The 15105-nt window shown below is 30.8% G+C and carries 12 protein-coding genes and 1 pseudogene; all 13 read right to left on the bottom strand.

Annotation, left to right across the window (positions count from 1 at the left end; translation table 11 throughout):
* Positions 1 to 69: 69 nt before the first annotated feature.
* A complete protein-coding gene (locus ABGT36_RS04090) occupies positions 70 to 894 on the bottom strand; it encodes a YihY/virulence factor BrkB family protein (RefSeq protein ID WP_300081071.1) in 825 nt (274 codons plus the stop codon).
* Positions 895 to 986: 92 nt separating this feature from the next.
* Positions 987 to 3554 carry an AAA family ATPase gene (locus ABGT36_RS04085; protein ID WP_346676943.1) on the bottom strand — a complete coding sequence of 856 codons (2568 nt, stop codon included), beginning with the start codon at positions 3552 to 3554 and terminating at the stop codon, positions 987 to 989.
* A 45-nt stretch (positions 3555 to 3599) separates the two neighbouring features.
* Positions 3600 to 4256: pseudogene (locus ABGT36_RS04080) on the bottom strand (penicillin-binding transpeptidase domain-containing protein).
* A gap of 302 nt (positions 4257 to 4558) precedes the next feature.
* Positions 4559 to 5158, bottom strand: coding sequence for a thiamine diphosphokinase (locus ABGT36_RS04075; RefSeq protein ID WP_346676941.1), 600 nt, complete (start codon positions 5156 to 5158; stop codon positions 4559 to 4561).
* Positions 5155 to 5796 carry a ribulose-phosphate 3-epimerase gene (rpe, locus tag ABGT36_RS04070; RefSeq protein WP_087371317.1) on the bottom strand — a complete coding sequence of 214 codons (642 nt, stop codon included), beginning with the start codon at positions 5794 to 5796 and terminating at the stop codon, positions 5155 to 5157. The genes ABGT36_RS04075 and rpe overlap by 4 nt, the downstream gene beginning before the upstream one ends.
* The gene (gene rsgA, locus ABGT36_RS04065) at positions 5789 to 6664 is read right to left on the bottom strand and encodes a ribosome small subunit-dependent GTPase A (RefSeq protein ID WP_346676940.1); all 876 of its coding nucleotides are present in this window, start codon (positions 6662 to 6664) and stop codon (positions 5789 to 5791) included. Before rsgA ends, rpe begins: the two co-directional genes overlap by 8 nt.
* Positions 6665 to 6673: 9 nt before the next feature.
* Entirely contained in the window at positions 6674 to 8644 is a 1971-nt protein-coding gene (gene pknB, locus ABGT36_RS04060) for a Stk1 family PASTA domain-containing Ser/Thr kinase (protein ID WP_346676938.1), read from the bottom strand.
* A gap of 1 nt (position 8645) precedes the next feature.
* Entirely contained in the window at positions 8646 to 9383 is a 738-nt protein-coding gene (locus ABGT36_RS04055) for a Stp1/IreP family PP2C-type Ser/Thr phosphatase (protein WP_087298979.1), read from the bottom strand.
* Positions 9383 to 10411, bottom strand: a complete 1029-nt coding sequence (gene rlmN, locus ABGT36_RS04050; protein WP_087298981.1) for a 23S rRNA (adenine(2503)-C(2))-methyltransferase RlmN — start codon at positions 10409 to 10411, stop codon at positions 9383 to 9385. Before rlmN ends, ABGT36_RS04055 begins: the two co-directional genes overlap by 1 nt.
* 1 nt (position 10412) lies before the next feature.
* Positions 10413 to 11666 carry a 16S rRNA (cytosine(967)-C(5))-methyltransferase RsmB gene (gene rsmB, locus ABGT36_RS04045; protein ID WP_087298983.1) on the bottom strand — a complete coding sequence of 418 codons (1254 nt, stop codon included), beginning with the start codon at positions 11664 to 11666 and terminating at the stop codon, positions 10413 to 10415.
* Positions 11667 to 11678: 12 nt separating this feature from the next.
* A complete protein-coding gene (gene priA, locus ABGT36_RS04040; RefSeq protein WP_087298985.1) occupies positions 11679 to 13874 on the bottom strand; it encodes a primosomal protein N' in 2196 nt (731 codons plus the stop codon).
* Between the two features lie 94 nt (positions 13875 to 13968).
* Entirely contained in the window at positions 13969 to 14487 is a 519-nt protein-coding gene (locus ABGT36_RS04035; protein ID WP_087298987.1) for a nitroreductase, read from the bottom strand.
* A 37-nt stretch (positions 14488 to 14524) separates the two neighbouring features.
* On the bottom strand, positions 14525 to 15100 hold the full coding sequence (locus ABGT36_RS04030) for a YdcF family protein (RefSeq protein ID WP_087298989.1): 576 nt from the start codon (positions 15098 to 15100) through the stop codon (positions 14525 to 14527).
* Positions 15101 to 15105 lie beyond the last annotated feature (5 nt).

The following is a 15105-nucleotide window of genomic DNA, read 5'->3' as shown; positions in this document are numbered from 1 at the left end:
TAATAAATAGATAAAAATATTCTAACTTATTTTTTCTAGATTGTATATAAAAAGACAAATAAGATAATTTTAAAACCGTTTTTTTAACCTTGTTAATATTTGATCAATTAACTTATTACCAGATTGATAATAACGCAAATGCTTATATTCAATATTATCATACGACTTTCCATATTCATGATTTAAACAATATCCAAAATAAATAACATTAGATATCAAATAAATAGAAATCAACATGATAACCAGACTAGCTAACGGTCCATATAAAGCATAATAACGAGTATAACGATCTACAATATAAAAGAAGAATACTCCAATTAAAACAATTCCAGTACTTGTAAAACCAGCACCTAACAAACCATATGATAAAGGCCGTTTTTCAAAAGACAAAAATCGATAAAAAAAATAAAAAACTATAAACAATCCACCCAGCATTACAATTGTAGTATTAATACCTATTAAATAATTAAAAAAAGCTAGTGCTACTATTCCTAAAACCAGCAATACAAATAACATTATTGCTTTTATTCTAATCAATATTGAATAAGTTTCAAATTTTTCATCAGTCATAGAAATCAACATAAATGAGTAAAAAGCATTACTCGCTAAATAAATAGAAAAAACCGATGAAACAATCAAAGAAATAAAAGTTGTATATTCTTGAGATAAAACATATTCAATAAATGGCTCTAATAATATTTTAGGTACATAACCATATAATAGACTTGCTAGTTTATTAGCATCTAATAGATCACTTTGAAAAACTTTTAAAATAACGATTAATGCTGGTAATAATGCTAAAAGTAAACAAAAACTTAATGAATAACGAAATAAATTGCTCTGTGGTGAAATGAATTTTTTGATGACCTTTACCAGCCTTTTCACAATTTTCATCCTTTCTAGAATATGTAGATATTTTTATTATAACCGTTAAGTTAATAAATAACAAAATAAAAGATGAAACCAGCTATCTGGTTTCATCTTTGTTAGTTAACTGTTATAAAGAAATTATTATCATAATCAACAGTTACATGACTACCATGTTTAATATCACCTTTGATCATTTCTCGAGCTACAAGTGTTTCAATATTAGATTGGATAAAACGTTTTAATGGACGAGCTCCAAATGTAACATCATATCCTTGTTGACTAATAATTTCTTTTGCACGATCGCTAACTGTAATTGTAATCTTACGATCAACTAATCGATCTTGTAATTGTTTAATAAATTTATCAATAATTTTATTTACAACTTCTTGACTCAATGAGTTGAAGTATACGATTTCATCAATACGATTCAAGAATTCAGGTTTAAAGTGCGCTTTTAATTCATTATCAACAGCCGCCTGAGTTTCACTATTATTACCTTCTAATAAATAATTAGATCCAATATTAGAAGTCATAATGATAATTGTATTTTTAAAGCTTACTACATTACCTTTAGAATCAGTGATTCGTCCATCATCCAATACTTGTAATAGAATATTGAAAACTTCAGGATGAGCTTTTTCAATTTCATCTAATAAAACAATTGAATAAGGATGACGACGTACCGCTTCAGTTAATTGACCTCCTTCTTCATAACCAACATATCCTGGTGGAGCCCCAATTAAACGAGAAACATTGAATTTTTCCATATATTCAGACATATCAATACGAACAATATTCTTTTCGGTATCAAATAACTGTTCTGCAAGTGATTTAGCAACCTCAGTTTTACCTACACCAGTTGGTCCTAAGAATAAGAAACTTCCAATTGGTCGTTGTTCATCATTGATACCAGCACGTGATCTTAAAATGGCATCAGTAACTTTTGTAATAGCTTCATCTTGACCGATTACGCGAACTTTTAAGGCATCATCAAGTTTCAATAATTTATCACGTTCAGATTCTTTAAGTTTACTAATTGGAATACCAGTCCAACGTGAAATTACTTCACTAACGGTATCAACAGTAACTTTTTCTTGTAATAAATCATCTTCGTTTTTAGAAGCTTCAAAGTTTTGAATTTCTCTTTCAATTTGAGGTAAAGTTTGATACATGATTTTAGAAGCTTCTTCTAAATTACCTTCAGTTTGATATTTATCTTTTAGATTTTCCAAGCGAACCTTTTGATCTTTTAATTCTTTGATATGATCTAAAGATTTCTTTTCAGTTTGCCATTTATCAGTCAAACCATTAATTTGTTCATCTAATGAAGCAATACGTCCTTTAATTTCATTTAAACGTTTTTCATTATCTTCATTACGATCTTCTTTTTCAATAGAAATTCGTTCCATTTCCAAACGATTCTTTTCACGAGTAATCGTATCAAGTTCTTCTGGAAGAGAATCAATTTCCATTCGAATTGAAGCACAAGCTTCATCGATTAAGTCGATAGCTTTATCTGGTAAAAAACGATCAGTAATATAACGTTGTGACATATTTACTGCCCCAATTATAGCACTATCAGTAATTTGTACCCCATGATGAGATTCAAATGAATTCTTTAAACCACGTAAGATGGCAATAGTATCATCACTATCCGGTTCATCAACTTGAACTTTTTGGAAACGACGTTCCAAAGCAGCATCTTTTTCAATATACATCCGATATTCATCTAATGTTGTGGCCCCAATACAGTGCAATTCACCACGAGCTAACATTGGTTTTAATAAGTTAGCAGCATCCATTGCCCCATCAGTTTTACCAGCACCAACCAATTGATGAATTTCATCGATAAATAGGATGATATCGCCTTCAGATTTTTTGATTTCATTCAATACAGCTTTTAATCTTTCTTCAAATTCACCACGATATTTAGCGCCAGCAACCAATGAACCTAAATCTAGTTCGTATAAAGTCTTATTTTGAATTGAAACAGGAACGTCATTTTTAAAAATACGCCATGCCAATCCTTCAACAATTGCTGTTTTACCAACACCAGGTTCACCAATTAAAATCGGATTATTTTTAGTCTTACGTGATAAGATTTGTATTACCCGTCGAATTTCTTCATCACGACCAATTACTGGATCTAATTTGCCTTCAGCAACATCCTTTGTTAAATCACGTCCATATTTTTCTAATACTTCGTATTGATTTTCAGGATTTTGATTATTTACCATATTACCACCTCGCATTTCATCAATAATTTTTCTTACATTACGCTTATTTAAATTATATTCTTTTAATAACTCTTTTATCCAAGTACTATTTAATTCAAATAAAGCCATAATAATGTGTTCAACACTTAAATACTCATCTTTAAAATCCTGCATCTGTTTATTGGCAAGATTAATTAATTGATTAAAATCATATGAGATTCTAATACTATTTATATCTACATTGTTTACCACTGGCTTACTTTGCAATCTAGCGTGTAATTTATTTTGTAAATCAGCAATATTAACATTTGCTTTAGTTAATACACGATACAAAATACCAGCGCTATCTTCTAAAAGTGCTAATAAGAAATGCTCAACGTCAACAACCTGATGTCCCATTTCACTAGCCATTGTAATAGCTCTTTGAATTGCTTCTTGCATTTTTGCCGTCCACTTATCTATATTCATATCTATCACTCCTTTAGCACTCTCTTTTCCTAAGTGCTAACTATATTATACACTTCTTTTTAGCACAGTCAAGTACCGAGTGCTAAAAAATAAAACTTTTTTATTATCTGACTTGCAGAAACCGGTAAACCACGAATCAGCAGTAATACCATAATCCTTACCCATTCCAGTTTTCCCATAAATTAAAGTATCTTCATCATTCAATTCTGATAACAACATCACCTGCTTTAATTGTTCAACAGTTTCTTGGCTATAATCGCTATCATCACCAAAAATATGTTCCATTACCTCCACTTGTTCCTTAGGAGAAATTAACAATGATGATTCAATCCAAAAACCTGTTAAAAGCGGATTATCATTATTAGTATTTAACTTACCTGACCAATCAGAAATATCCTAATTTCCATATTTAAGTTTTTCTAATTTTTTTTGCATCATATCTGGTCCGATTTCATCAATGACTTGACGAAAATACCAGACACATGAATTACGAAAAGCATTAAAAAAATCTATATCACGGTTCCATTGTTCATTCCAGAATATTTCATTATTCCATTTACGAACAGAATTTTGTGGATCTATTATTCCATTTTCTAAACCAATTAACGAAGAAATAATTTTAAAAGTAGAACAAGGTGATTGCCGAGTATGAGCTAATTCCTGATTATATATTTGATATTGATTAGCACTAGGATCACAAATAACAGCACTTCCATTTAGTCCATTAAAATAACTTGACCAATTGCCATCTATTATTACTGGTTCATTAGTTTTTAAATCTTCTTGTTTTACTTTTTTGCTTGTTAATGTTTTTCCTGATCATTTTGAGTGATATGATCATTGATTTTTAAATAACCTATTAATACTATAAAAGAAAGCAACAAGATACCAATCCCTATTTTAGTTATTTTTTCATAAGTTCCCTCCAAATATCATTTTTTAATTACTAAAAATCACCGGAAATAAATACCGGTGAAAATAAATCTTTTTAATTGTCTAAATCCTTAAAAAAGTTTTATGTCATTAGATTTAACTAAAATAATTTTATCTGTAGTAGTAATTACTGCCTGATCATCTTTAACTTGATTTGAAACACATAAAGGGTCATAGCGATGCAATAAATAGTGATTTAAAGGATAATGTGCTCCTGTAATATCTAAATAACTTTTATCCAATGCAAATAAAGAAAAATATTTATATTGATCTTTATTAACTAAATGTCTTCCCGGTAATAAAAGCTGAATAATATTTTGATCATCAATAATTCTAATTTTAAGATTAGCATATTTTTCCAATAAACAAACAGCACTAAAAAAATGATCTAGTCTTCCACCGGTAACTCCATAAATATCGATTTCATCATATCCTTGTTCAATTGCATATTCAACAGCAGCATGGGTATCTGTTACATCTTTTCGTGTTGGTAACCGTGTAACTTCAATTTGATTTAAAACATCAGGATTATTAATAGAATCGAAATCACCAATGGCATAGATTGGTATTTTATTATGTGCTAGTAAAACTTCAACACCACGATCAACACCAATATAATCAATTGACAAATCAATATTATTAGCTAAAGCGCTACAAATCCCAATTTTCATCGTAATGAATCAATCTTTTCTTGATAATTATCGCTACCAAAAATGTAACTTCCAGCAACTAATACATCAACACCGGCATCTTTACATAATTTACCAGTTTCTTCATTGATACCACCATCAACTTCGATAAGATAATGATAACCCATTTCTTCTTTCATCTTTGCAAGCCAGGCAATTTTAGCCAATGCGCGATCATCAAATTTTTGACCACCAAATCCTGGCTCAACTGACATCACTAAAATAAGATCCAAAGAATCTAAATATGGTTTTAAAACTGATATATCAGTATCTGGCTTAATAGAGATTCCAGCTGCTACCTGGTGTTCTTTTAAATAATTGATAAATTCATTAATTTTATTTTCTTCGATTGCTTCATAATGGAAAGTAATTGAAGAAGCCTTGCTATCAATAAAATTACCAGCATATTTCATCGGTTCACTGATCATTAAATGAACATCTAAATATAAATCAGTAACCTTACTAACATCTTTTAATACACTATAACCAAATGAAATATTTGGTACAAAGTGCCCATCCATTACATCGTAATGAAGCCAATCAGCCTTACTAATTGCTGCTAATTCATCTTTTAAACAGCCAAAATCAGCTGATAATAATGACGGTGCTATTTTAACCATATTTTCGTTCCTCTTTCTTTTTAACTTCTTGTAAATTTAACAAATAATGTTCATAACGTTCTTTAGTAATCAAACCCTCTTCAACTGCCTCTTTTACCCGACATTTTGGTTCACTATCATGTAAACAGCCTCTAAACTTACATTCTTGGCTAAAACTGGCAAAATCATGATAAGCAACAGCAGCTTCTTGAGGTGTCATTTCCAATTCTAAAGATGAAAAACCTGGCGTATCACCTAAATATCCATCATACATTTTAATTAACTCAACATGTCTAGTAGTATGACGACCACGCCCTAGCGCTTTAGAAATATCACTTGTTTTTAAATTTAAATTAATATTTAAAGCATTTAATAAACTGCTTTTACCAACCCCGCTTTGACCGGTAAAAACGGTTACTTGATCTTTAAAAATTGTTTTTATCTCTTCAATACCATGATTATTTTTAGAACTTGTTTTATACACAGTATAGCCAGCTTTTTGATAATCTTTTATATATTGTTCAATTGAATCATCTTCACACAAATCAGCCTTAGAAAAGACAATTATTGGTTTAATATTATAATGTTCAATCACCATTAAAAACTTATCTAATAAAGCTGATGAAAAATCTGGTTCTTTACATGAACAAACTATCAAAGCCTGATCAACGTTGGCAATCAACGGTCTTGTTAAGGCATTTTTTCGTGGTAATATTTTCATTACATAACCATCATTAATGCCATCTACTTGATATTCAACAAAATCGCCAACTAGAGGCTTAATTTCGTCTTTACGAAATTTACCTCTAGCCCGACATTGAATAATCTCTTGATTATCTTCTACATAATAATATCCTGCTAACGCTTTTATAATTCTTCCTTGTGGCATTATTATCTCCTAATCTTCTTCATTTGCAGATTCTGGCTGACTTGAATAATAATATAAAGTAACTGTTGTTCCTTGTTCATTTACTGTAGTATCTGCCTCTGGGCTTTGTCCAGCAATAGTATTTACTGATCTAAATGGATAATTACTTAATAAAGTCTGATCAGTAGAATTTGATAAGTCAACCAATCTTACTTTAAATCCATTATTTTCCAAAATTGTTTTGGCAGAATTAATGTTACGATCAAAAACATCTCTAACCTGATAAGTTTTTCCACTTGAAACAGTTAAAGTAATATTACGATCATCATCATCAGGATCAAGACGATATCCTTTATTATAACTTTGATCAATTACAGTTCCTTTAGCTTCTTCAGATTCTTCAGTTTCAATTGTAACTGTAAAACCTAATTTTTTCAAAGCAGCTTCCGCTTCACTTTGACTCATTCCTATATAATTACCAACAACAATATAGTCACCTTTAGAAACAGTAAGAGTTATCGTTAAATTTGATTCATCATTAGGATCCAGTTTAGTTCCACTATCCTTATCTTGATCAATTACCTCTCCTCTAGGACTAGATGAAACTTCTTCTTCAATAACAACTTCAATTTCAACATCATCACTTAAATCAGCGATTGCTTTTTCCGCTTCACTTTGCGTCATTCCAACATAATCTTCTAATACAATATACTTACCACTAGACACCGTAAGTGATATTACATCACCCTCTTTAATTGATGTACCAGCTTTAGGATCAGTTTCAATTATTTCGCCTTTATCATACTCATCAGACAATTCTTCAACAATATTATCACTAATAGTAACTCCATAATCATCCAGCAATTCTCTAGCTTCATCAACTGTTCTTCCAGCTAAATCCGGCATTAAATTAGCATCTGATCCAGTATTTAAATAAATAACAAATGCTATCCCTAAAATTACTAGCGCAGTCACTGCTCCAATAATTACTTTACTTCGCGTACTTAAGCCTTTGATTTTTTTTACAAATCGTTTAAAGAAGTTATCATTTTCCTCTTCTTCAACTGGTTTTTCTTCTCTTGTTTTAACTTCAGATGTATCATTTGAACTAAAAGCAGTTCGTGGATCAACAACAATAGTTGGTTCATCATCACTATCATATGAGAAAACCAGCTTTTCTTCATTTGGCCGGTCTAAGCAAGTATTAATATCATCTAACATCTCTGCAGCACTTTGATAACGATCGTTCAAATTTTTTGCAGTAGCTTTAATGACAATATTTTCTACTGATTGCGGAATCGATGGATTGAAATCCAATAATGATGGCAAATCTTCCTGCATATGCTTTAAAGCAATATTTACTGGCGATTCCCCATTAAATGGTACCTCACCACGTAAAAGCTCATAAAAAACAATTCCTAATGCATAAACATCACTTTGAGCTGTCGCCTTTTCACCACGAGCTAATTCTGGTGCCAGATAATGAAGCGATCCCATGATTACATCTGTTTGGGTAACTTGAGCTAATGATTGCATTGAAGCAATCCCAAAATCAGCAATCTTAGCTACCCCGCTATCAGTAACTAAAATATTTTGTGGTTTTAAATCACGATGAATAATACCTAATTGATGAGCTTTAGCAATACCACTAACAATTTGTTTCATGATATCAATTGCTTCAATATAATGAACAGCCCCGCGTTTTAAAATCAATTCTTTTAAAGTTGTTCCAGGAACATATTCCATAACAATATAATATTTATCTTCATCTTCACCAACATCATATATTTCTACAATATTACGATGAGAAAGAGCAGCGGCAGCACTTGCTTCTCGCTGAAATCTTGTCACATAAATCGGATCTTTAGCTAAACTAGTTCTTAAAATCTTAATTGCAATAGTCCGATTTAAAATAATATCTTGAGCCAAATAAACATCGGCCATACCACCTTGACCAATAAGTTCTAACAATTCATAACGCTCTGCAATTATTTTTGCCATTTTATCTTCCTCCCTGGTTATCTATGATTGCCACACCAATATTGTCACGGCCACCATTTTCATTCGCCTGGTCAATTAATTCAATCACTTTTTCTACTACTTTAGTATTCTTAAGCAAAATTTCTTTAATTGCTTCATTATCCAAACAATTATATAATCCATCACTACATAACATTAATAAACTATTTTCAAAATCCATTTCTATTAAAGAAGGTTTCAATTCCGTTGGGGCTCCTATAGCCTGGGTTAAAACATTCTTTTGAACATGGTGCTTAGCACTTTCAGGTGTTATAGCTCCTCGATCAACTAATTCATTAACTAAAGTGTGGTCTTTAGTTATTTGTGTTAATTGACCATCTTTTAAAATATATGCCCGACTATCACCTACATGTGATACATATAGTTTGTTATCCATAAAAATAGCAACAACAATGGTTGTTCCCATTCCTTGATGTTCAACATTTTGCATCGCCATTCTTTTTACAATTTGATCACATTCAACGATTGTTTCTTGAAGCCATTTTTTTAACTCTTCGGGTGTATCAAACGGTGGAATAATATCAAAACAGCTTAAGACATGATCCATCACTACTCGTGAAGCAATTTCACCAGAGCGATGACCACCCATGCCATCACAGACTACAGCAATTACCTGATCTTTTATATTGGCATTAACTGCTGCCTGATCTTGATTTTTATTTCTTACTTTTCCAATATCCGTTTTTGCATAATAATTCATTATTTAACCCTACCTCTTTTGGCTCTAAGCTGACCACAAGCACCGTCGATATCTCGACCGTGTTCTTTTCTTAAAGTTACATTAATATGTAATCTTAATAACTCGCTTTTAAATTTTTCAATCGTTTCTTGATCACTTGGCTGATAACCATGTTCATCAACACTATTATAAGGAATCAAATTAACATAAGCATTTAATCCTCTTAAATAATGTGCTAACTGTCTAGCATCAACAAGACTATCATTAACATCTTTTAATAAAATATATTCAAACGTAACGCGACGATTAGTTTTATCAATATAATCACTAATGGCCTGTCGTAAATCATCAAGTGGATAACGACGATTAATCGGCATTAATTGATTTCTAATTTCATCATTAGGTGCATGTAAAGATATTGCTAGATTAGTTTGAATGCCTTCGTCACTATATCTTTGTATTCCTGGTATTAATCCACAAGTTGAAATAGTAATATGTCTAGCACCGATTGCAAGTCCATTAGGATGATTAATAATGCGGACAAACTCCATGACATTATCATAATTATCAAACGGCTCACCAGTTCCCATAACAACAACGTGGCTAATCCGCTGTTTAGTATCCAGCTGCACTTTCATTACCTGAGCTACAATTTCACCTGGTGTTAAATCACGTTGTTTTCTTAGTAAACCACTAGCACAAAAACTACACTTCATATTACAACCAACCTGACTTGTAACACATAATGATTTACCATAGTCATGAATCATCAATACAGTTTCAATCAAACTGCCATCTAACATTTCAAATAGATATTTGATCGTCCCATCTTTAGATTCTTGTTTTTCAACAATCTTTAAAATATCAAATGTAAAATGTTCTTTTAACTGTTCTCTTAATTCTTTTGATAAATTAGACATTTCATCAAAAGAACTAGCTTCTTTTTGATAAAGCCAGCTAAACACCTGTTTAGCTCGAAACGGCTTTTGATTAATTGAAGCAAAGTAGTTTGTTAGTTGTTCTAAAGAATAATTATAAATATTTTCCATTTTAATTCCCTTTTTCTAATTTACACATATAAAATCCATCACTATTAAATTCATATGGTAATATAGTTCTTTCCTCAATAATTTTCATATCAGGATATTTTTCAATAAACTTTTTTACCATCATTTCGTTTTCTTTTTTATTTATAGTGCATGTACTATAAACCATTTTACCATTTTTCTTCAATAAATAGTAGGCATTGTCTAATAATTTTGTCTGGATTATCATGATTGAATCCATTATTTTCGAATCATGATACCTAATTTCTGGTTTTCTTTTTAAAACTCCTAACCCACTACAAGGAGCATCTAGTAAAATTTTATCAAACGTTTCTGGCGCATAACTTTTTTTTAGCTTAGTTGCATCATTTTCATATAACTCTACATTTTTAACACCTAAACGTTTCAAATTAGCTTTAACTAAATCAATTTTATGTCGAAATAAATCATAAGCAATAATTTTACCCTGATTTTTCATAATTGCTGCTAAGTGTGCTGTTTTACCACCAGGAGCACAACACATATCTAAAACTAAATCATCACTTTCTGGTGCCAATAACGGTGCTACTAACTGACTTGACTCATCTTGAATAGTAATTAATCCTTCTTTAAAATAACTAGTACTAGCTATATTACCAGAGCGATATAACACACTATCACTAGCTAAATTTCCACTTACAAAATTTTTATCAGATAGAATATTTTCTTTAGTTGTTTTTAATGTATTAACTCGTGCCGTTCTAACTGGTGGTGTATTATCATGAAAACATATTTTTTGAGTTGTTGCAAAATCATATTGTTTATTTAGCATCTTTACCAACCATAATGGATGACTAGTTTCAATCGCTAATTTTTCTAATGGATCTTTTTTTACAACCTCGCGTTTACCATGACGGATAAAATTACGTAATATCGCATTAACAAATTTACCAGCATAAAGATTCTTTTGTTTAGCTAGTTTAACCGCTTCATCAATTACTGCATATTGAGGAATTTTATCTAAAAATATCAGTTGATACAAAGACATCAATAAAATGATTTTTTCTCTTTGTTTCACCTTTTTTCCCTCTATATATGGTGCTAATTGGTATTCAAGATAGAGCTTGTTTTGAATTGTTCCATAAACAATCCGTGTTGTCAAGTCTTTATCATTTCTTGACAAAGTACTATTTTCTAAATATTCATTTAAAGTAATATTTAAATAACTTTGTTCTGTTTCGTATTTTAATAATATTTTTAATGCTGCATTTCGTGCCATAATTTGTCCTTTCTATATTTGACTATACGGATTAAAGTCACAAACTACATGAACTTTAGTTCCTTGTTTATTATAAAAATCACTCATTGTTTCAAGTACAGGATATAGTTTTTTACTATCTGTAAATTTGATTAAAATTCTTTTACGATAAATATCCTGCATCCGATAAATTAAACTGTTAGCCGGGCCAAGAATTAAAATCTGTGGCAATTGTTTTTGAAGATAAGTCTTGATTTGATTAGCGTTTTTAGACACTGCCTGTTCATTTTTACCTTGAATTATAATACTAAGTAAATGAACATACGGTGGATATTTGGCCAATCGCCTAATTTTCATTTCTTCATTAAAAAAGCGATTAAAATCATGCGTTTTAACACACTGTAAAACAAAATGATCTGGATTATAGGTTTGAATCATTACTGTTCCTTTCTTTTTACCACGACCGGCGCGCCCGGAAACCTGTTCTAATAACTGATAAGTTCGTTCATTAGAGCGAAAATCAGGAATATTTAAACTTAAATCAGCATTTAAAACACCGACAAAGGTTACATTTTCAAAATCTAGTCCCTTAGCAATCATTTGCGTTCCTAGCAAAATATCAGCTTCATGGTTTTCAAATTGCTGTAACAACTTTTGATGACCATCTTTATTTTTAGTTGTATCGACATCATAACGAATTACTTTAACTCCTGGAAAAAGATTTTCTAACTGTTCTTCGACTTTTTGAGTTCCTGTACCAAAATGTTTTAAATTAGTACCTTTACAATTAGGGCAATGTTTCATAATTGGAATTTGATATTCACAATAATGACATTTTAACATCCGTTCTTGTTTATGATAAGTTAAGGTCACATCACAATGCGGACATTTAATTACCTCGCCACAATCTAAGCAGCGAACAAATGAAGCATAACCACGCTTATTTAATAATAAAATTATTTGTTCTTTAGCTTGTAAACGAGCTTGAATCTGCTTTTGCATTGCTCTAGAAAAAAGTGAATAATTCTGCTGTCGCATTTCTTTAGCCATATCTATTAATTCAATTTCTGGTAATGGAAACTGATTAATTCGTTTTGGTAATTCATATAAATCATATACCCCTTTAATAGCGCGACTATATGATTCTAGTGAAGGCGTTGCACTTCCTAAAACAACTGGGCAGTGATGATATTTAGCACGAATCCTAGCTATCTGTGCAGTTTGATAGCGCGGTTTACTTTCTTGTTTATAACTAGGATCATGTTCTTCATCTAAAATAATTAAGCCAATATTTTCTAAAGGTGCAAAGATAGCACTACGTGCTCCAACTACTATTTTGACTTCATGATTTAAAATACGCCGATATTCATCATATCGTTCACCAGGTGATAGTCTTGAATGAATAATTGCAACTTCTTTACCAAATTTATGTTTAAAAGCATTGACCATCATTGGTGTTAATGAAATTTCTGGTACTAACATTAAAACTGTTCGATTATTTTGAATCACATATTTAGATAAGTGTAAATAAACTTCTGTTTTTCCAGAGCCAGTTACCCCATGAATCAAAGCCGTATGATAAACGTTTATTTTTGCCATAATGCCATTTACAACTTTTTGTTGATCGCTTGTCAAAGCATATTCTATTGGTTTTTTTTGATCATCGACAAAAGGATCACGGTATACTTCTTCTTTTTTTATTATTACCGCTTTTTGTTCAACCATTTTATCTAATACTGATTTACTATAAGGAAAATCTTTTAATAGCGTATGGGGATGCTGGTTTAAAAATTGCAAAGCTTCTTGTTGTTTTACGGTTTTTAAAACAGCATCTTTATCAATTACTTCAATTACATTTTGATATTTTATCCCTACCGCTTTGTTACTACTTGGTTTTAATTGCGGTGGTAGCATCGCTTGTAAACAACTGATTCGAGGCGATAAAGTTAGTTTAGCAAGAGTAATCGATAATTGTTGTAATTCATCATTTAATAATGGCTGTTTATCAATTACTTCACTAATATAGCGATATTTAAAACCAGCTTCTTCTTCTAAATCTTCCTTAGATTTTTCACTATATTTACATCCAGTAACATAACCAATAATTCGTTGATAACCAAATACTATCGCTACTCTAACACCTGGTTTTAACTCTTCTTTGGATAAATAATCAAAATTAGTATCCAATGCATGAGTAGGATGTTCAACTAATACTTGCACTATATACAACTTTATCACCTCATTTTTTTCCTATTTTACCACAAATAAATAATAAAACAAAATGTATCAATTTTCATCATTGATACATTTATAATACATTATTTTAAATGCGATAAATTCGATTTTCATTTCGTGGTTTTGCTTCTGGTTTTTCACCTTGACAATAACCTAAAATACAATTACCGATTCCAACATATTTTTCATCAATACCCCATTTTTTAAGCAACGCTTTTCCCTCGGGACTATCAAAAACTTCGCGAGCTCGATGGATCCAGCAAGAATCTACTCCCACTGCCCAGGCTGCATTCATTAAATTTCCCATAACTAAACTACCATCTTCACGGTAAGTAGGAACTGTTGAATCAGCTAAAACAACGATTACTGTTGGAGCGCCATAAAAAGGATCACTATCACTATTCATAACAGCTCCATTTAAACGAGATACCTCTTTGATAGTTGCTTCATCTTGAATTACGACCATGATAGTTGGTTGTCTTCCCATTCCTGAAGGAGCATATAAACCTGCTTGTAAAATCTGTTGCAAAGCTTCTTCGTCAATTTGTTTATTTTGATAACTACGCACACTGCGACGATTAACTAAATTGTTAATTGTTTCATTCATAAAAACACCTCCTATTAGCCTTAATTATAGCACAAAATCAAGATAGCCCTTTAAAAAAGTTTTTATACATGACGCCGTTAGTATACAAATGTAACATTAAAACTTTAAACATTGAATATTCCTGAGGCTTTTTAGCTTGATACATACTATAATTCAATTTAAACTTTCGGGCATAATGATCAGCTTTTCGTAAATGCCAGCTATTAGTAATTACTAAACAATCCTTAAAATTATTTTCAATTACAATATCCTTACAATACATTAAATTATGATAAGTACTGCGCGACTTAGTCTCTACAATAATATCCTTACTTTTAACTCCCAGATTCAAAGCATAATCTTTCATTACTTGTGCTTCTACAAATTCATTTTTTACAGCACCACCAGATAATATCAATTTTTTTATCTTATTATTTTTATATAACCATATTCCAGCATCAATCCTTGATTGCATGATTTTTGAAGGAGTGCCATCATTGTTTGCGGGAAAGCCACAAACTATTCCACAATCATAAACAATATTTTTTATCTTTTTATTAGGATTTTTAAAAACTGTAAAGAAAATAATCCCATTTACAATTATAAATAATCCTATTATCAATATTATTACCATCTTTG

It is taken from the genome of Erysipelatoclostridium sp. An173 (assembly GCF_963931465.1).
Classification (GTDB): domain Bacteria; phylum Bacillota_I; class Bacilli_A; order Erysipelotrichales; family Coprobacillaceae; genus Thomasclavelia; species Thomasclavelia merdavium.
This window is presented reverse-complemented; position numbering and strand designations above follow the sequence as displayed.